Source organism: Pseudomonas parakoreensis, assembly GCF_021602155.1.
Taxonomy (GTDB): domain Bacteria; phylum Pseudomonadota; class Gammaproteobacteria; order Pseudomonadales; family Pseudomonadaceae; genus Aquipseudomonas; species Aquipseudomonas parakoreensis.
In genome coordinates this window covers 1-18,768 of record NZ_BQHY01000005.1, presented here as the reverse complement: position 1 = coordinate 18,768, position 18,768 = coordinate 1, and the positions used below count along the sequence as shown (strand labels likewise).

The following is an 18,768-nucleotide window of genomic DNA, read 5'->3' as shown; positions in this document are numbered from 1 at the left end:
CTCCATTTTGATCAACGGACGATCAGGCCATGCCCAACCCTTCCCTGACACTGTATCGATCGCAGCAGACGCCTTCTGCCCAAGGTCATAAAAGTGTCCATTACGATCTGGTTAAAGACGCCCTTCCCGACTGGCTGTACAAGGCTTCGGCAGCACGGATCGAATCATTGAAAAACGTCACCCTGACCATGCCTGCATGGCATCGCAGCGCTGCGGCCAGCGAGCATCAACAGCTCAAGGATGAAATACGCCAGGCATGGATCGCGCAGAACAGCATCGATCGCGCGCTGAGCAATCTGCAGGATCCGCGCACCTTTGCCAGACCTTTGCTGCAACAGGCCCTGAAGACGCGCTTCGGTGTCGAGGACGACGTCGAAGACACCTGGGTACGGCTGTACATGCCGGCCAAGACCTCCTGGTGGGCGCATGACTTTGCCAACGGCACGCAAAGTCGCACGGTGTCGCTGCTGGACGCGGCATTGCACAACTTTTCCAGCGACGAAACGTTCACTGCCGACTCCTGCTTTATCACCCGTCCCGATGCGCTCGGGCAGTTTTCGGTCAAGGCGCTCACGCACAGGATCAGCGTCGAGCAGTTCAAGGCATTGTGTCGCGAGCTGGATATCGGCGCGCGCTATCAGACCCACTTGCACGAGTTCGTGCTTTCGAAAAACCCGGTGGCCCGTCAATACCTGCAGATCAAGGTGACACGCAGCCAGAAACAGACATTGCGGGTCGCCGCGCGCATGGCCCTGCTTAAAGGCGACATCGACCGTCTGGCATTTGAAGTGGTGCAAGGCATGCTCGAAGACCGTGCCCAGGTACTGTGGCACGGCAAGGCTGTGCGCTATCACACGCTGACGATGATGGACACAGCACTGACAGGCATTGTCCTGATCTGCGCCGACCCGCTTGCCGCCACGCGGCCCGTGCCGGTTCTGGCCTATGTGCCCAACGACCCGGAACACCCACTCAAGCAATATCCCGATTCACTGGCGTTCATGGCCGAGCTGACCCGCCAGTTGCGGGACACCTCAGCGTCCTCGTCCTACCAGCGGTTTTTCAGTCAGTTTGTCCCGCAGCGTCAGCGAGGCTATTTCTTCGCCCGATTGAACGAGCGCCTCAGTCATGTGACATGGCAGCCGACGCCCTCCGGGTCGAATTTGCCCAACTGGCGCGATACGCCTGTGGATCATCCCAACCTGCAATTTCGCGTGACGCCGGTTCAACAGGATCGCGAAACACGCTTTACCGGTGACCTGTGGCAGTACCTCTACCAGCAGAAACTCAACAAGATGCTCAACGATGCCCGGGAGATTGCGATAGCCACCGAATACGCCGATCGTATGGCCCGCTGGGCATGGTGGGACAACCTGGAAAAAATCCTCACGGACATGCTCAATCTGGCGATGCTGGTGGCCGTGCCCTTCGCTCCCGAGCTGGGCGTATTGATGCTGGCCTATACCGCGTACCAGGTCACCGATCAGATTGTTGAGGGAGTCGTCGATCTGGCCGAAGGTCACTTGGCCCAAGCCGGCGCTCAAGCCATCGGTGTGCTGGAAAGTATCGTGCAACTGGGGATTTTCGCTGCAGGTGCCGAATTGGGCAACGCGGCACTGGTCAAGCTCTCGCCGTTTTTTGAAAACCTGAAACCGGTAAAACTGGGCGACGGCCAGACACGCCTCTGGAACCCTGACCTCACTCCGTATCGCGTCACCGACCAGATACTGCCCGCCACCACCCGTCCTGATGCGCAAGGCTTGCACGTACTGGGCAACAAGCACGTGGTGAAACTGGATCAGCAGGTGTTCGAGGTGACCCGGGATCCGCTGAGCGGTGAACACCGGATTCGTCATCCACGCCGCCCCGACGCCTACGCGCCGACACTCAGGCACAACAGCCATGGCGCATGGGTCGGTGAGTCGGAAAACCCGCGTCAGTGGCAAGGCCCGCAATTGATGCGCCGAATCGGCCATGCCACCGATGGATTCAGCGATGCGCAACTGGAACAGATTCGCCAGTTGACCGGCACCGACGAGAACATCCTGCGGCGCATGCATGTGGAAAACACCCCGCCCCCGCCTCTGCTCGCCGATACCCTCCTGCGCCTGGCAAGCCACCCGGCACCAAAGGACGTGGCGCAAGCTCTTTCTGCCCCGGCCGCCCGGGTACTGCGCGACTGCCCGCAACTGACGCCGGTGCTGGCCGAACGCGTGATTGGCCTGGCCCGTCCACTGGAGATGCAGCGGATCACCCTGCGACGGCAGGTGCCGCTGCGTCTGAAAACCCTGGCCCGCGAGCTGGAGTTTGAGGTGCAGTCGGTTCGAGCGGCGCAAGGGCTGCAGCGCGAAGCGCTGATCACGGTCGAGAGCGAACGCCTGGCCTTGGGCGCGTTGCGTCATCACAGCGATGCCTTTGGCGCGCTGCGGATCGACATCCGTGACGGAACATTCGACGGCCCCCTGCGCAGCAGTGCCGGCGTCGAGTCGGCCGAGCGGAACCGGGTGATGGTGCGCACCGGCGAGAACCTTTATCAGGTGCGCGATGGCTCGAATCAACTGCTGCACCGGGCTTGCGGTCTGTATGAAGCGATTCTCCATGCGGGCGAACATCAGGGCCGCAGCGTACTGGGTTACAGCACCCGCGACGCCGCGCAGCTCAAACAATGGATCATTGCCAAAACCACCGCGCCGAGCGAACGGCGCACGGTGCTGGCCGAACCGCCGATCCGCCCCGTTGTTCAATTCGACACTCAACTGTTGGTGCGCGGAGGTGGTTTGAGCCGAGACGGCGAGAGCCTGCATGAACGCATCGAGGATCTGTATCCGCACTTCACGGCGCGCGAGGTCGATGCCTTTGCCCAGGCCTTGACCGAACAGGGCGAACCGCTCAAAGCCATCGAGGCAATGGAGAACGATCTGGAAGAACTGCGTGAAACGATCAATCGCTGGCGCTATCAGCAACCGGACACCTGGGGACCGGGCAGTCATCAGTTTCGCGATGGCGGCGGATTACATATCCACAACCGTCTGCTCGATTGTCTGGAACGCAAGACCGAAAACTTGGGGCAACGCACCGATCCATCCTCCTACGCGCTGGACCTGTCGCGCGAGATGCTTGCGCTGGATCTGGAAACCTGGTGGGCCAAACGTCCGGCGATGAAAAAATTTCTCGACAAGGTCACCGTACTCAAACTCGATAACACCCGATTTGCCACTGATTCCAGCGGTTTGCTCAAGGACTTCCCGCACCTGATCGAACTGAGCGCCAAAGGCTGTGATCTGACTCGTTTGCCAGAGCGCATCGGCACGTCCTTGCGCCGGCTCGAACGTTTGCGCCTGAGCGATAACAAGATTGTGCTGGATGCCGCTGCCGTCGAGCGTTTACGTACCCTGACGTATCTGGAGGTGCTCAAACTCGATGACAACCCGCTGGGGCTGTCGCCGAACCTGTCACGCATGCCCAGGCTCAAGGTGGTGAGCCTGAAGAACACCGGGCTGACCGCCTGGCCTGAAGGCATTCTGGCCAGGCCTCGTCCGCGTGGCCTGTTACTCGACCTGCGCGGCAATCCGCTGGCGACAATTCCGGAGGTGGTCAGCGGCTCCGAGGCACAGTGGCTGGTGGCCCGTACGCGCCTGGACGTGATCAGGCTCTCGGAGGTCAATCAGGTGATCTACCAGGCCCATCGACGCGCGGTGGGTCTGCCCGAGGAAACGCTTCTGCCGGCCGACCCGGTACGCAATTTCTCGATCATTTCCGCGTTTGGCGCCGATTATTGGAGCGACGTGCCCGGTTGGGGCATCAACCGCGAAACGCCTTGGTCGGAGTTGGTGGAAGAACCGGCTGCGCAACCGTTCATGGCGACGCTGCTCGGCGTACGCGAATTCGCCGACTATCGCGCCGGCGGTGAACTGCGCCAGCAATTGATGCAACGTGTGTGGCGCATGCTCGACGCCGTGCACCACGACACTCGGTTGCGGGAAAAACTCTTCACCATGGTGGTCGCTCCGGTGGACTGTGCGGACGCCGGCGCTCAGTTGTTCAACCACATGGGCATCAACGTGCTGGCTTCCGAGGCCTACGCCTACGCGATCGGCCCCCGGGAACTGGAAAACAGACTGGTCACCCTGGCCCAGGGCGCGGCGCGCCTGGAACAGGTGAACGACATTGCCCGGGCAGATGTCGAGAGCCGCGGTGGCACCCCGGACGATGTCGAAGTCTACCTGGCCTACCAGACCGGCCTGGCCAGACGCCTGGGCCTGCCCTGGCAGACCGAGTCCATGTTGTTCCGACCGGTGTCGGGCGTGACTGACGCGATGATTGATACAGCGTATGACACGGTGCTGGCACTGGGTGAAGGCGATGGTCTGGTGGACAAGATGCTCGAACAGGACTTCTGGCAGAACTACCTGCAAGAGCAGTTTCCCGCGCGCCTGGCATCGAACAAGCATCGCTACCTGAAGCTGTTCGAACAACTGGAAACCGTGCGCGAAGTGCAGCAGCAATGGCTGGATTCGACCACGGATCAACAGCGCACCGAGCGGCGCAACCGACTGCGCGAACTCGCTGCCGGTCTGCCGATCCCCGACACCGTCCTGTTCGCTGATACACCGATCAGCGAAGCGGCCTATAACCGCGTGCTGATCGATTTGGTGGACGAGGAAAAGGCTCTGGCCAGACGTTTGACTCGTGATGCCATGAGACGCGCCGGTCTGTAACGGTACGTACACCGCGCTGGCCCAATCGCAGGCGTGCGCCGCCGGCCCACTGGGCCAGCGCAGTCCCCGGTGGCAGAACGGCTGTCAGCCAGTCTGCCACCGGAAAAAGCGCAATGGCGGTCTTAGACACCCGAGGGAGGCGTGGCACTGAAGATCAGTTGTACGGTGCCATGGTACGTCCCGGGCTTATAGCCATCGGCGGGTACCTTCGGCTGGATCTCCAGTGCAAAGCGCCCGCCTTTACTGGCCTGAGCCGCCGAAACCACTTCCCGGGGGGTGGGGTCATGGCTCAACGGTTGCCCATTGAAACTGACCTGCAAAAAGATAGCGTCCCGCCCGTTGAACAGATAAGGCTCGGCATCCAGCCGCGCTTCGATCGCGCTGGTGCTGTGTTTGACATCGAAATTCTTGCGCAGCCCCTGCAAGGTCGAGGTATGGATATTCCACGGCAGCGTCTGCTGCAGATGAATCCAGTTGGCTTCGGCGGGAAGCACATAGAAGTCCAGAGTCGGTATATCCACCGACACCTCGAACGTGCGCGCTTCCCTGGCCGCGAACGCTTGCGCACTTGCCAGCGCCATCACGCTGCACAAAGCAATGGTCGATTGCTTGATCATGTCTGCTACCTGTTGCATCGAAAAAAGCGGCAGGGCGAATCCCCCTTTTGCCGCCGCGGGTTACTGGCTGGCGACACGCAGCGCTTTCCTGGCTGCACCTTCGACCAGGTTGAAACGGTATTCCCGGCCCGGTTTCTTCTCGAATTCGAACGACTTGCCAGCCAGGAGGTGGTGCTTGGTGGTCGGTTCGCAGTCGGTCTCGTTCTTTTGCGAGCAGTTGCGAAACTCATCGATCACCACCACCGTATTGCCGTTGTTACGCAGCCGATAAACCCCGGCACGGTCATCGATGACCGTGTCGAACCGAGCGTCTTTCGGCCGGACAAAGAACACCGTGCCAAACCCGGTCATGACATTGACGCCGGCCGAGAGGTTTTCCTTGTAAGCCTCGCGCTCTTCGCTGGAAACGGCGAACTGGTCTTCCTTTTCCGGGACCACCGGCACAAAGCGCACCCGGAAATAGCGCTCGGTATCGCGCTTGCCCATCAGCACCAGACGGGTGGCCTGCATGCCGTTGGCCGGAACAATCAACCGCGCCGGACTGGCCATCAGTCCATCACGGCTGCTGCCATCGGCTTGCTGCCTGACCGGGACTTCGCGGTGACTGCCATCCGCGTCGTAAATGATCTCCAGAATGTTGACCTTGACGAATGCGGTGCCGTCGCCGCTGTTGAATACCCGCTTGAGATAGGTGCTCTTGTCGCTGTCGAGGTAGTCGTAGACCGTTCCGACATTGATTTGCGGCCCGGCCTGAACACCTGCGCAACACAGGCTCAACCCCAGTAAAACCCATAGACCTTTCATACCTTTGAACCTCGTGAAGTTGAACATGGCGCTGGCACGCCTCATCGATCTACGGCCCATCAAATGTCCGAATCCCAGATCACCGTGATATTGCCGACGTAGGTGCCACCCACCCCGGGTATCAATATGATCGGCAGAACATATTCCGGGATTTCAAAGTGCAGGACGCCGGCTCCTCTATCCACATAAAAACCGGGCTGGAACTGTTGCGCGCTGGCTTGGCCGACACGCAGACGACGGCGGTTGACCGGTTGGCCGGAAAGGTCAGTCAACCCATTGGGCAACGTGACGCTGACCCGTACTTCGATGTAGTTGTCTGCCGAAGCCGGGTTTTGAATCACACATTCGAGCAGCCCGCGGGAGTCGCATTCCAGGTGCATCTTGAAACGCGATGAGGCCGAAATATGAAAAGGCTGATCGCGAAACAGTCGCACCGGTTTGCGTCCGGCCTGCAACCAGCTTTGCCAGCCACCGGCAGGCACCAGGCGAATTTTTTCGCCGCCCGGCGGAATGTCGACTTTCAAGGTGTGCTGAACTTCCAGGTTGAAATCCAGCGTCAGCTCGGTGTCGTCAGGAATCATCACGTCACCGAAATCGAAATCGCCTCTTGGTCCCATGCTGTATCTCAACGTACCGGTGTAATTGCCGGACGACATTTTCAGCGGGTCGGGTGTCCGTAATTCGTAGGCAAAATCGAGGTAGCCGTAAGTCATTCCGGGGATGTTGAACTGAGCAATTTTGGTGCAGGAACGTTCGTCGGGAACCTTCCAGAAAAAAGCGTAGGTTGACGCCCCGAGAAAGCCCACTCCGGTGGTGCCACAGGGAGGCGCCGGATTGACCCAGCCGTAGCCGTGCCACAGGCGGTTGTGACCCTCACTTGCGGTCGAGGAGCCCGTCAGACTGGCCGCTGAATGACTCAGCACATAGTTGGACCCCACACCTGAGATACGCACTTCCAGATTGCGGGTTTTACCGGTTTCGGTATGGCTGACGGTCAAGGTGCGCCATGCCCCCGGCACTTTGAACATCGCACTGTTGCGCTGGCTGGCATTGGCCTGAATGGGCTGACTGGACTGCACCTGAGTCATCAGCCGCAGGCTGAAGGTATTGCTGTCGCGGCAGATTTGCGGGTAATACTCGCAGTACCCGGTGGAAGGTGTCTGATTGATGAACTCGTTTTTCTGCGGGTTGGCGGGATCGGGTTTGAACAGCGCTCGGATTTGCAGCGACGCCGCCTCAACGGGCGGTGCCGCCAACAACCCCAACAGACATAGCCACTGCCCACGGCGCAGCCAGCGCGACGCGCATTTTTTGAAGCTGACCATTCAACTGGCCTCCTGTCGTGTGAACGAGACGTCGGCCAATGTGTCGGGTGAGCAGCGCAGATCGCCGATCATCAGCACGTTGCTTTCACTGCGGTGTTTGTCGGTATCGAGCCGGAACTGGCACAACAACTGATCGGCGTAGCGCACTTCCAGGGTCGGTGAGCCGACATGCATCTCCATCGAGAAGAACCCGTCGACCTCGCTCACCCCACGGCTGGCGTGGTTGATCACGTGGTGGCCCTTGAGCGGCCGCCCTTGCGGATCGAGCAGACGTCCGAGCACGGTCACGGTTTTCATCACGCGCACCTTGCGGTACTCCACGCCCCCCTTGTTCAGGTGGTAGCGGGTGCGCGCCGGTTCGATGTTCGCGGCGGGGGCGTGGTTGCCCTGGAAGTCGAAGCTCACCGAACTGTTCTTGTAGGCGGTCAACGGGATGAAATTGCGCCCCACCCGCAACGCCGCGCTGCCTGCGCCGAGATCGTCGGCACGCAGGGCAATGTCGTCGATGTCTGACTCGACATCGACGATCATCCCGGCGCCACGTCCCGGATGCTGGCTGGTCATGACCAGTTGCTGGCCTCCCATGACCACCGTGCTGTCGAGGTTGAGGCCGCCAGTGAAGTTGCCGTTATAGGACGAGCGCTGAAGAAAGCCGTCGCCATTGACCTGATCGGTACGAAAGCTGGCCAGACTCGCCAGGCCGACCCCGTATGTGTCGGTCAGCGCAGTCACCGACACGCTTTGCAGGACATGGTCCTGCAGGTCTTTGCGATAGCCGAACGAGCCATTGTTGTCGCGGCTGCCATCACGGGCGGTACGACTGCCGATACTGGCGGACAGTTGCTGGCCAGGCCCGCCCAGCGCCATGTTGATACTCAGGTCGATCCCGCGATTGCGTGCATCGCCACTGCTGTAACTGCCCGGCCGATCGAACAGCGACAGACGCCAGTTGGCGTCACTGCCAAACAGCTCGGTGCGTTGTGTCCAGCTCAGGTCCATGCCCACGCCTTCGACGTTGCCTTCGCTGTGCGAGACCCGCGCACTCAGAGAGTTCTTGCGACTGATGCGGTGGTTGAGCGCCAGCGACGAATTGCTGGTTTCGCCGATGAACACGTTGCGCTGGCGTACGCGGGTGCCATCGGGCAGCGTGTCGTAGGTGTTGCGGGTGTCGAGCCAGCTGCGGTTGTGGCTGACCACCAGGCTGCCGGCGCCGTAGTTGTACAAGCCCTGCACATCGGCGCCGGTGCCGTGATCTTCGGTCTGGTAAAGGTTGGCGTAGAGGCTGATGCTGTCCGCCAGGCTCCAGTCGATCGAGCTGCCGTACTGCAACGTGTCGCGTACCTGGCGCGCTGACAGGCCGAGGATCACTCGCGGGTGCAACAAATAGTTGAGCGCGGCGCCGGCGGTGAGATCGCCGCTTTGCTGTTGCTCCCAATTGCTCAGCAGTTTGCTTTCCTGCCCGGCGAACACGTTGTAGCGCCAGCGCTCGTCGAGGTTTTGCCAGTTGACCGGTTTGTAGACCAGCTCCTGAGTCGTCGAGGTGGTCTGGCCGTCTTCGATCAGGCGCACTTCCACCTCATAAATGCCACCGGGCAGCGGTCGGGTATCGAGGGTCTGCAGACCGGCAGTGACTGACTGGGTGTTGATCAATAGTCCATCGCGATAGATTTCCACCGATGCCTGGCGATTGGCGGTGACGAAAATCGGGTAGACGCTGGGCCGCGGGCTATCGACCGCCAGACTGTCGGAGCTGCCATACATCACGCCGACCGCCGTGTCCGGGCTGGTGCCGAACGAACGGGGCTGGCGGGTCAGGCCTTCGGAATTGGGGGTGAAATAGCCCAGACGGAAAAAACTGCCCTGCAGTTCGCGCTGGGTGTAGAGCTCGTGCACCGCGTGATAGGTCTTGGTGTCCGGCCCGCCAAGGCGCGCCAGCTGCATATTGAGGGACTGGCTCCAGTTGCCGAGACTGGCACTGGCTTCCAGACCGAAACGTCCGCCCAGATCCTGATCCTGGCCGCCGTTGAGGTTCAGCTGATTGCGCAACATCAAGCCGTGGCTGCCACCTTCCGGCTGATCATGAAAACGCTGGACCTGCAGATCGCGCTCGGCGTTGGCAGTGGCGATCGACAGCAGCGAGTTTTGCAGGTTGTAATGCAACTCCAGCAATTGCTCGGGACACTGTCCGCTGCATTTGCCGAGGGCCACACCGGGTTTGAGAATGCTGGCCCACGTTTGCTGTTCGATTGCGCTGTAACGGCTGTCACTGGTGTCAGTGAACTCAAGCAAGGTAATGCGATCATCGCGTGACAACACAATCATTGCCTCGCCCAGCGGTTGTTGATCAAGTTCGACACGAACCGCCAAAGGCACATCAAAGAAATGCTCTTCGAAGTCCGCCGGCAGACCTTTCGCCTGAGCCAGCAAACTTCGCGGGGTATTATCGACTGGAGGCGGCGCCGCCAGTACGCTGCTGCTAAAAAGCAACGCAAGCGCAGTCGCGATGGGCGTCATCGGATACATGAATTAATACTCTGATTACCGGAAGTAAAAGCCCGGCCGGGCAACTTGCAAGTTGCAAATCGCCGACCGGTTACGCCACTTGAACAAGTAACGTCAGGTATTGCCGTTATTACTTACACCGAAGGTTCGACGACCAGCATGACCACACCGGTGTAATCGCCAGCGGCCGGTTTGGCACCGGTGGCGCTGATCTTGAACGGTGCGCGATAACGCGTATTGGACTCGGTATCACCCACCACTTCCTGCGAAGTGGTGGTCAGCGTCTTGCCGTTGAGTTCAACCTTCAGATCGATGGTCTGGTTGCCGGCGATCAGCTTCGGCACGCCTTCCAGACGCGCATGGACCTTGCCTGCGGTATGCAGCACATCGAAGTGGCCGTTGACTTCGCGCATCGAAGCGGTCGCCGGGTGGTAGCTCATGTCCTGATCCTTGTTGACCAGATCGGCATCCACCGGCACCGCATAGAAGTCGTCAGCCGGTACGTGCGCCACGAGGCTGATCGAGTGCTTGGCTTCGGTCGCAGCAAACGCCATCGAGGCGCTCATGGCCAATACAGTCAGAGGGGCGGCAAAGGCGAGTTTCTTGAGCATCATTGAATACCTGTCTTATATAAATTAGTTGAGTCGTCAATCAGTCAAGGCAAACAGAACAGTCACGAGCAGTCCCTGTTCACCACTAACTTTCAACGCCGAAGCATGTTCAACCAATTTATCTTCAAAGTAAGCAGGCAACGTCCTGCGACCTTGTAGCCTGGACGCCATCAGATGAGAAAGAAAAAACTACAAAACTCAGGAAAGTTCTTGTCCGACTGTAAGATACCGGCTACAGCGCGCCACCCGAGTGACTGTACGCGCCACAACTTTGCAGCAACTTCCGTCAGACATGTACGACACTTTTCCGGAAATAAAGGGCGAAACAGAACATTAGAGACTCAGCACTAATCTGCGCCTTTGCCGGGGGATTTAATACTGCGTTTTCTTGATCATTTTCCGGTTTTTTTGGGCCGCAGATTCGATCGATCAGGTGAGCACCGTTGGTCAGGCCCCCTTGCATGACGGGTAAGATATATCTTAAGTTGTATCTAAACACGACGAGAGAGAAGGAAAATGAGAGACCATCATGCCCCCCATAACCACCGCGAACACGGCGACGGCCGTGACGGCTTCGAAAAACGCCCCGGCCGTGAACGCGGCGGACGCGGCCCACGGGTGTTCGCCCCGGGCGACCTGAAATTGTTGCTGCTGGCGCTGATCGCCGAGCAGCCGTGCCACGGCTACGACCTGATCCGCCAGATCGAAGGCATGTTCGACGGCGCGTACAGCCCAAGCCCCGGGGTGATCTACCCGACCCTGACTTTCCTCGAAGAAAGCGACCTGATCAGTGGCGACGCCGAAGCCGGCAAAAAGCGCTACAGCGTCACTGACGCCGGTCGTCTGTCTTTAAGTGAGCAAGCCGTCGCACTGGACGGTGTGCGCATGCGCATTGACGTCAGCAAACGTTCGTTGCGCGGCCACGACCGGCCGCCGGAAATACACGAGGCCGTGCACAACCTGCGCCATGCCCTGCAAATGCACCACGGCCGCTGGAGCGCCGAAGAAATCCTGCGTGTGCGTGACCTGCTCAACGACACCGCCAAAGCCATCGTCGACGGCCCCGCCGTTCAATCTGCCCCGGAGAAAGCCGAATGACTGCAGTCGATACCCAAACCATTCACCGCGTGATGCACGACATCAAACGCCGCAAGCTCGAAGTGCTGCGCGTGGTCGACCTGACCCCGCGCATGCGCCGCATCACCCTCGGCGGCCCGGAGCTGGCCGGGTTCATCAGCCTGGGCACCGACGATCACGTCAAACTGCTGTTCCCGCAGAACGCCGAACAGGCAGCAGCGCTGGAGACCATGGTGCTCGGCGCGGGCAAGGACAATGGCCCGATGCCCGAGATGCGCGACTACACCCCGCGTCGCTATGACCTGGAAAAACTCGAGCTGGACATCGACTTCGTCCTGCACGGCGACGGCCCTGCCTCGACTTGGGCCGAACAGGCCAGGCCAGGGCAATTCCTGCACATCGGCGGCCCGCGCGGCTCGATGATCGTGCCGGACATCTTCGACAGCTACCTGCTGATCGGCGACGAAACCGCCCTGCCCGCCATCGCCCGACGCCTCGAAAGTCTGGCGGCCAATCGCAAGGCACTGGTGGTGATCGAGGTGGAGAACGGTGCCGAGCAACAGGTGCTGGAGAGCGCGGCGCAGGTCAACGTGATCTGGGTGCTGCGCGAAGGTGGCAAGGACAACCTGCTGACCACCGTCAGACAGCTGCAGGTGCCCAAGGGCAATCTGTATGCGTGGGTGGCGACCGAGACCAAAGTCTCGCGGCAGATCCGCCGGGTGCTGCTGGATGAGCATGGGCTCAATGAACAGTTCGTCAAAGCCGTGGGCTACTGGCGGGCCGAGGGTTCCGCAGAAGAGTGATTTGCCCTGTAGGAGCTGCCGCAGGCTGCGATCTTTTGATCTTGTTTTTGAACAATCAACGTCAAAAGATCGCAGCCTGCGGCAGCTCCTACAGGTGCTTTAACTTCGTGCAAATCTCCAGCGATCCAGGCCGATCACCAGCAAGCCAATCAGCACAAACCCCACCAATATCCCCCCGGCATTGATGAACACCTGTGCATAACCGAGCAGCGCCACATCAATGAACGGATACGCGTACGCGCCGAGCTGATGCCCGCGCAACAACGCGTAAACGAAATACACCAGCGGGTAAATCAGCCACAGCGGCAAGTGCCACAGGCGCAACGTGCCTTTGGGTACGCAAAACCACCAGTAGCCGAGAAACAGTAGCGGCATCACGTCGTGCAGCAGTTCGTCAGCGATAAACTGCCAGCCCTGCGGATGCCACAAATGCCGCAGCAGAATGCTGTAAGCGAGACCGACCACGGCGATGCTCACGGCAATCCCGCTGCTGACCCACGGCTGCAGAAACCAGCGTTGCGCGGCGGATTCACGCCGGGTAACCGCGCAGGTCAGCACGCTCGCCACCAGGGTGTTGGTCAATACGGTGAAGTAGCTGAAAAAACTCACCAGCCCGCCCAGCAGGCTGGCGTCAACACTCAGCCGTGCGAGGAAAATCAGGTACAGCTGAATGCTCAGCCCGGCCCAACCGAGGCTGGCGATGACCGTGATCAGGCGTCGCCGCATAACGGCGTCCATCTCAGAGCGGTCGCTTGGTGCGCATCAGTTTCACGTACAAGCGCTCGACCTTCTCCCGTGCCCAAGGCGTTTTGCGCAGGAACGTCAGGCTCGACTTGATGCTCGGATCGCTCTTGAAGCAGCGGATATCGATACGCTCGGCCAACCCCGACCACTCGTAATGCGCCACCAGCGCATTGAGGATCTGTTCGAGGGTGACGCCATGCAGCGGATCAGGAGAGTGGTCGTTCATGCCAAGCCTTTGGACGGAGTGAAAATGCACAAGCCGCGCACCTTAGCCGAGGGGCCGGTCAGGTGGAAGGCCTTGGATCAAATGTAGGCCAACCGCAGAAGATCGCAGCCTGTGATCCGCGCCACAATGCGCCCGTTTGACGCACTGTTACCGAATCCGAAACGCTGCATGTCTGCAAAAGCCCTTTGTCTTTTTGTTGCAGATCATTATCCTGCCGCCCTTCAGCTGAATCGCTTCACTGCCTGCGTCAAATTGAAGCGCTCGGTTTACCCCTGTAAAACACCAAAAAAAGACTGACCCATGCCTGATTTTTCCTTCTCCCGAGACAGCGCTATCTCAGCCCTGCGCCTGCTCGGCGGCTGCACCGCGCTCGGCTTCGCCACTTACGCCCAGGCAGCCCCCGCCCTCGACAGCGACTCACCGTGGATGCTCGGTGACTGGAACGGCACCCGTAGCGAACTCGCGGAAAAAGGCTACGACTTCAAACTCGATTACACCGGCGAAATGGGCAGCAACCTGCACGGCGGCTACGACCACGATCGCACCGCGCGTTACAGCGATCAGTTCGGTCTGGGCACGCACCTGGACCTGCAAAAAATCCTCGGCTGGGACGATGCCGAATTTCAGTTGACCCTCACCAAGCGCAGCGGCAACAACATCAGCAACGACCGGATCAACGATCCACGCGTGGGCGGCTTCACTTCGGCCCAGGAAGTCTGGGGCCGTGGCCAGACCACACGCCTGACGCAGATGTGGTACCAGCAGAAATTCTTCGATCAGAAGCTCGACATCAAGGTCGGCCGTTTCGGTGAAGGCGAAGACTTCAACAGCTTCCCGTGCGACTTCCAGAACCTGGCGTTCTGCGGCTCGCAGGTCGGCAACTGGGTCGGCGGCATCTGGTACAACTGGCCAGTCAGCCAGTGGGCGCTGCGGGTCAAATATCACCTGACCCCAGAGTTGTACGCGCAGGTCGGCGCTTACGAGCAGAACCCGTCGAATCTCGATCGCGGCAACGGCTTCAAACTCAGCGGCAGCGGTACCCAGGGCGCGGTGCTGCCGGTGGAACTGGTGTGGACGCCGAAGCGCAATGGCCTGCCGGGCGAATACCGTGCCGGTTACTACTACAGCAGCGCCAAGGCCTCTGACGTCTATAAAGACCAGAACGGCCAGCCTGCCGCCCTGAGCGGCGAAGCCTACCGCAGCGCGTCGAGCAAACACGGCGTGTGGTTCGGCGCGCAGCAGCAAGTCACCAGCATTGCCAGCGATCATTCGCGCGGCTTGAGCGTGTTCGCCAACGCGACGATGCATGACAAGAAAACCAACGCGATCGACAACTACGTGCAGGCCGGCGTCGTTTACAAAGGCCCGTTCGATGCCCGCGCCAAGGACGACATCGGTTTCGCCCTGGCCCGCGTGCACGTCAACCCGGCCTTCCGCAAAAACGCCGAAGCGAGCAATCAGGCGCAGGCGGTCTACGACTACGACGACCCGTCCTTGCTGCCACCGCAGGACACCGAATACAGCGCCGAACTGTATTACGGCGTGCACCTCGCCAACTGGCTGACGGTGCGCCCGAACCTGCAATACATCCGCCACCCCGGTGGCGTGAACGACGTCGATGACGCGCTGATCGCGGGGATCAAGATCCAGTCGTCGTTCTAAAAAACACTGAAGAAACCTGTGGGAGCTGGCTTGCCAGCGATGCGATTTCACATTCGACATTATTGTCGGCTGACACTCCGCCATCGCTGGCAAGCCAGCTCCCACAGGGAAACTCATGAAATTCGTTAGCTAGACAAGTTTTTATCTGAACCATACCTGCGCCCAATCGTCATCTAAAGTGACTACAGCGCGGGACTACATAAACGTCACGGAGAATCACACTATGAGCACCGAAAGTGCTTCGAGTCGGGGCCGTCTGCTACCGAGCCTGCTCGGCATTCTGCTTCTACTGATGGGCCTGGCCATGCTGGCCGGAGGGGTCAAGCTGAGCATGCTCGGCGGCTCGCTGTACTACCTGCTGGCCGGTATCGGCATCGCGCTGAGCGGCATTCTGTTGCTGCTGCGCCGTCGTGCAGCGCTGGGCCTGTACGCCATCGTGCTGTTCGCCAGCACGGTCTGGGCCCTGTGGGAAGTCGGTCTGGACTGGTGGCAACTGGTGCCGCGCCTGGCCCTGTGGTTCGTCCTCGGCATCGTGATGTTGCTGCCGTGGTTCCGTCGTCCGCTGCTGCTCAATGGCCCGGCGCCGCTGGGCACCGGTGGTCTGAGCGTGGCCGTGGTTCTGGCCGGTGTCACCGCTCTGGCCAGCCTGTTCACCCACCCGGGCGAAACCTTTGGCGAACTGGGCCGCGACACCGCGGACATGACCAGCACCGCACCGCAAATGCCTGACGGCGACTGGCAGGCCTACGGCCGTACCGAGTTCGGTGACCGTTACTCGCCGCTGAAGCAGATCACCCCGGCCAACGTCGGCAAGCTGCAAGAAGCCTGGCGCATCCAGACCGGCGACCTGCCAACCGCAGATGACCCGGTCGAGCTGACCAACGAAAACACCCCGCTCAAAGCCAACGGCATGCTCTATGCGTGCACCGCGCACAGCAAAGTGCTGGCGCTGGATCCGGACACCGGCAAGGAAATCTGGCGCTTCGACCCGCAGATCAAGAGCCCGGTGGGCTTCAAGGGCTTCGCCCACATGACCTGCCGTGGCGTGTCGTACTACGATGAAGCGGCTTACGCCAAGTCTGAAAACGCCGCGTCCGCCGTCATCTCCGAAGCCGGCAAAGCCGTTGCTCAGGCCTGCCCGCGTCGCCTGTACCTGCCAACCGCCGATGCCCGCCTGATCGCGCTGAACGCCGACACCGGCAAGATCTGCGAAGGCTTCGGCAACAACGGCGTGGTCGACCTGACCCAAGGCATCGGCCCGTTCACCGCCGGTGGCTACTACTCCACCTCGCCGGCCGCGATTACCCGTGATCTGGTGATCATGGGCGGTCACGTTACCGACAACGAATCGACCAACGAGCCATCGGGCGTGATCCGCGCTTTCGACGTGCGCGACGGTCACCTCGTATGGAACTGGGACAGCGACAAGCCGGACGCCACCGAGCCATTGGCCCCAGGCGAAACCTACAGCCGCAACTCGGCCAACATGTGGTCGCTGGCCAGCGTCGACGAAAAACTCGGCATGGTCTTCCTGCCACTGGGCAACCAGACGCCTGACCAGTGGGGCGCTGACCGCACCCCAGGCGCCGAGAAATTCAGCGCCGGCATCGTCGCCCTCGACCTGGCCACCGGTAAAGTGCGCTGGAACTACCAGTTCACTCACCACGACCTGTGGGACATGGACGTTGGCAGCCAGCCAACTCTGCTCGACATGAAAACCGCCGACGGCGTGAAACCGGCACTGATCGCTCCGACCAAACAGGGCAGCCTGTACGTCCTCGACCGTCGTGACGGCACGCCGATCATCCCGATCAAGGAAATCCCGGTACCGCAAGGCGCCGTGAAAGGCGACCACACCGCACCGACCCAGGCCCGTTCGGACCTCAACCTGCTGGCCCCGGAACTGACCGAAAAAGCCATGTGGGGCGCCAGCCCGTTCGACCAGATGCTGTGCCGCATCCAGTTCAAGGAACTGCGCTACGAAGGCCAATACACGCCTCCGTCGGAACAGGGCAGCCTGATCTACCCGGGTAACGTCGGCGTGTTCAACTGGGGCGGCGTCTCGGTCGACCCGGTTCGCCAGATGCTGTTCACCAGCCCGAACTACATGGCCTTCGTTTCGAAAATGGTGCCACGCGAGAAAGTCGCCGCCGGCAGCAAACGCGAAAGCGAAACCGCCGGCGTGCAACCGAACACCGGCGCGCCCTACGCGGTGATCATGCACCCGTTCATGTCGCCATTCGGCGTACCGTGCCAGGCCCCGGCCTGGGGCTACGTCGCCGGCATCGACCTGACCACCGGCAAAGTCGTCTGGAAACGCAAGAACGGTACCAGCCGCGACAGCTCGCCAATCCCGATCGGCTTCACCCTGGGCGTGCCAAGCATGGGCGGCTCAATGGTGACTGCCGGCGGCGTCGGCTTCCTCAGCGGCACCCTGGACCAGTACCTGCGCGCCTACGACGTGAACACCGGTAAAGAACTGTGGAAATCGCGTCTGCCGGCTGGCGGCCAAGCGACCCCGATGACCTACACCGGCAAGGACGGCAAGCAATACGTGCTGCTCGTTGTGGGCGGTCACGGCTCGCTGGGCACCAAGATGGGTGACTACGTGATTGCGTACAAACTGCCGGAATAAGTTTTAGCGGCGATAAGGGAAAGGCGATGCCCCGCTAGGGACGTCGCCTTTTTTGTGCCCACCCAATATCCCTGTAGGAGCTGCCGAAGGCTGCGATCTTTTGACTTTGATTTTTAAAAGCCAGATCAAAAGATCGCAGCCTTCGGCAGCTCCTACAGGAAAATGTGCTGGTCTATGGGAAATGTGTTCGTCCTACAAATGCTGGTGATTGCGCGGAGTTTTCCGACAGGTCGCGTCGGTTGTGCCTCGGAAGTTGGCTGGATAGGCTCTGGTGGTCGCTGGAAATTCAGCGGCCGGGCGTCGCGGCCCGAGCAACCCATTCGATTTGATGCATAATCGCCAGCCCAAACGGGAGCGCTCAGGTGCTCTGTGTTTGGTTTGATGGTGGCTGTGCGCGGGATACCTTCGGGTATGCCGAGATTGCCGAATGGCTCGGTCCGCGAACCCGCGTACAGCTGCCACCCTCAGTCGCGTCGCGGCGATGCCGCCGAGCGTGCGCTGGATCACTACCTGAAACCCTCCGCCGCCGCGGTGAGATTCCACAAACCGAGCAGCATGTTCCAGGTCGCCCCGGACATGGACAACGAAAGCCTGCTGGTTCACGCTTGCGAATCACTGGCCCAAGCCAGCCTCATGACCAGCGACATCGCCGCGTACATCGACATCCCGCAGCGCCGGACGATACTGGCCATTCAGCAAATCATCATGCTCGCCGAACTGGCGGTAAACCGAGTGCTGGATAACCACGAAATCTCGCAATCTCCAACACACAACTAATCCCCTGTGGGAGCGAGCCTGCTCGCGAAGGCGCCAGCGCATTCAATATTTAAGGTGCCTGACCCACCGCTTTCGCGAGCAGGCTCGCTCCCACAGGTAAATTGAGTGCGTTCCGCCAGAACATGGCCGGCTGTCAGGCTGCCATCGCTGGCAAGCCAGCTCCCACAGTTTTGATTGTGAATGCCCCATGCGGCGCAGCCGCCCCACTCAAAACAATGAGCGCAAGCTCGAGTACCGCTCTTGATCTCCCACAGGTAAATTGAGTGC

13 protein-coding genes are annotated in these 18,768 nt (G+C 60.4%); 6 read left to right on the top strand and 7 right to left on the bottom strand.

Annotated features, from left to right (window positions below):
* Positions 1-29 precede the first annotated feature (29 nt).
* On the top strand, positions 30-4,718 hold the full coding sequence (locus L6D63_RS08750) for a dermonecrotic toxin domain-containing protein (protein WP_131671098.1): 4,689 nt from the start codon (positions 30-32) through the stop codon (positions 4,716-4,718).
* A 122-nt stretch (positions 4,719-4,840) separates the two neighbouring features.
* Here the strand turns inward: L6D63_RS08750 and L6D63_RS08745 are convergent, their stop codons facing one another.
* The 5 genes from L6D63_RS08745 to L6D63_RS08725 all read right to left on the bottom strand — a co-directional run bounded on the left by L6D63_RS08745 (position 4,841) and on the right by L6D63_RS08725 (position 10,577).
* The gene (locus L6D63_RS08745) at positions 4,841-5,335 is read right to left on the bottom strand and encodes a CS1 type fimbrial major subunit (protein WP_047296272.1); all 495 of its coding nucleotides are present in this window, start codon (positions 5,333-5,335) and stop codon (positions 4,841-4,843) included.
* A 60-nt stretch (positions 5,336-5,395) separates the two neighbouring features.
* Positions 5,396-6,139 carry a pilus assembly protein gene (locus L6D63_RS08740; RefSeq protein WP_047296274.1) on the bottom strand — a complete coding sequence of 248 codons (744 nt, stop codon included), beginning with the start codon at positions 6,137-6,139 and terminating at the stop codon, positions 5,396-5,398.
* A gap of 59 nt (positions 6,140-6,198) precedes the next feature.
* Complete coding sequence (locus tag L6D63_RS08735; protein WP_236170310.1) at positions 6,199-7,464, bottom strand: hypothetical protein; 1,266 nt, start codon at positions 7,462-7,464, stop codon at positions 6,199-6,201.
* Positions 7,465-9,987, bottom strand: coding sequence for a CS1-pili formation C-terminal domain-containing protein (locus tag L6D63_RS08730; protein ID WP_131671097.1), 2,523 nt, complete (start codon positions 9,985-9,987; stop codon positions 7,465-7,467). It lies immediately after the preceding gene.
* 113 nt (positions 9,988-10,100) lie between these two features.
* On the bottom strand, positions 10,101-10,577 hold the full coding sequence (locus L6D63_RS08725) for a CS1 type fimbrial major subunit (RefSeq protein ID WP_236170309.1): 477 nt from the start codon (positions 10,575-10,577) through the stop codon (positions 10,101-10,103).
* A 516-nt stretch (positions 10,578-11,093) separates the two neighbouring features.
* On the opposite strand from L6D63_RS08725, the gene L6D63_RS08720 reads away from it, so the two are divergent.
* Complete coding sequence (locus L6D63_RS08720) at positions 11,094-11,675, top strand: PadR family transcriptional regulator (protein WP_131671095.1); 582 nt, start codon at positions 11,094-11,096, stop codon at positions 11,673-11,675.
* Positions 11,672-12,457: a siderophore-interacting protein gene (locus L6D63_RS08715; RefSeq protein ID WP_047296282.1), complete on the top strand. Its 786-nt coding sequence runs from the start codon at positions 11,672-11,674 to the stop codon at positions 12,455-12,457. The genes L6D63_RS08720 and L6D63_RS08715 overlap by 4 nt, the downstream gene beginning before the upstream one ends.
* A 99-nt stretch (positions 12,458-12,556) precedes the next feature.
* Here L6D63_RS08715 and L6D63_RS08710 read toward each other — a convergent pair whose 3' ends face one another.
* Together L6D63_RS08710 and L6D63_RS08705 are read right to left on the bottom strand one after the other, a co-directional pair.
* Positions 12,557-13,195 carry a Pr6Pr family membrane protein gene (locus L6D63_RS08710; protein ID WP_095668388.1) on the bottom strand — a complete coding sequence of 213 codons (639 nt, stop codon included), beginning with the start codon at positions 13,193-13,195 and terminating at the stop codon, positions 12,557-12,559.
* 1 nt (position 13,196) lies between these two features.
* Positions 13,197-13,427, bottom strand: coding sequence for a VF530 family protein (locus tag L6D63_RS08705; RefSeq protein WP_041068262.1), 231 nt, complete (start codon positions 13,425-13,427; stop codon positions 13,197-13,199).
* A 300-nt stretch (positions 13,428-13,727) separates the two neighbouring features.
* Between L6D63_RS08705 and L6D63_RS08700 the strand changes: the two genes are divergently transcribed.
* The 3 genes from L6D63_RS08700 (at position 13,728) to L6D63_RS08690 (ending at position 18,501) form a co-directional block, all read left to right on the top strand.
* On the top strand, positions 13,728-15,089 hold the full coding sequence (locus tag L6D63_RS08700; RefSeq protein ID WP_131671094.1) for a carbohydrate porin: 1,362 nt from the start codon (positions 13,728-13,730) through the stop codon (positions 15,087-15,089).
* Positions 15,090-15,312: 223 nt separating this feature from the next.
* Positions 15,313-17,724, top strand: a complete 2,412-nt coding sequence (locus L6D63_RS08695; protein ID WP_131671093.1) for a glucose/quinate/shikimate family membrane-bound PQQ-dependent dehydrogenase — start codon at positions 15,313-15,315, stop codon at positions 17,722-17,724.
* A 411-nt stretch (positions 17,725-18,135) separates the two neighbouring features.
* Positions 18,136-18,501, top strand: coding sequence for a DUF6124 family protein (locus tag L6D63_RS08690; RefSeq protein ID WP_131671092.1), 366 nt, complete (start codon positions 18,136-18,138; stop codon positions 18,499-18,501).
* Positions 18,502-18,768: the final 267 nt, after the last annotated feature.

Coding starts and splice junctions, on each gene's coding strand:
- L6D63_RS08750 (WP_131671098.1), top strand. CDS start 30: ATGCCCAACCCTTCCCTGACACTGTATCGATCGCAGCAGACGCCTTCT.
- L6D63_RS08745 (WP_047296272.1), bottom strand. CDS start 5,335: ATGATCAAGCAATCGACCATTGCTTTGTGCAGCGTGATGGCGCTGGCA.
- L6D63_RS08740 (WP_047296274.1), bottom strand. CDS start 6,139: ATGAAAGGTCTATGGGTTTTACTGGGGTTGAGCCTGTGTTGCGCAGGT.
- L6D63_RS08735 (WP_236170310.1), bottom strand. CDS start 7,464: ATGGTCAGCTTCAAAAAATGCGCGTCGCGCTGGCTGCGCCGTGGGCAG.
- L6D63_RS08730 (WP_131671097.1), bottom strand. CDS start 9,987: ATGTATCCGATGACGCCCATCGCGACTGCGCTTGCGTTGCTTTTTAGC.
- L6D63_RS08725 (WP_236170309.1), bottom strand. CDS start 10,577: ATGCTCAAGAAACTCGCCTTTGCCGCCCCTCTGACTGTATTGGCCATG.
- L6D63_RS08720 (WP_131671095.1), top strand. CDS start 11,094: ATGAGAGACCATCATGCCCCCCATAACCACCGCGAACACGGCGACGGC.
- L6D63_RS08715 (WP_047296282.1), top strand. CDS start 11,672: ATGACTGCAGTCGATACCCAAACCATTCACCGCGTGATGCACGACATC.
- L6D63_RS08710 (WP_095668388.1), bottom strand. CDS start 13,195: ATGGACGCCGTTATGCGGCGACGCCTGATCACGGTCATCGCCAGCCTC.
- L6D63_RS08705 (WP_041068262.1), bottom strand. CDS start 13,427: ATGAACGACCACTCTCCTGATCCGCTGCATGGCGTCACCCTCGAACAG.
- L6D63_RS08700 (WP_131671094.1), top strand. CDS start 13,728: ATGCCTGATTTTTCCTTCTCCCGAGACAGCGCTATCTCAGCCCTGCGC.
- L6D63_RS08695 (WP_131671093.1), top strand. CDS start 15,313: ATGAGCACCGAAAGTGCTTCGAGTCGGGGCCGTCTGCTACCGAGCCTG.
- L6D63_RS08690 (WP_131671092.1), top strand. CDS start 18,136: ATGCCGAGATTGCCGAATGGCTCGGTCCGCGAACCCGCGTACAGCTGC.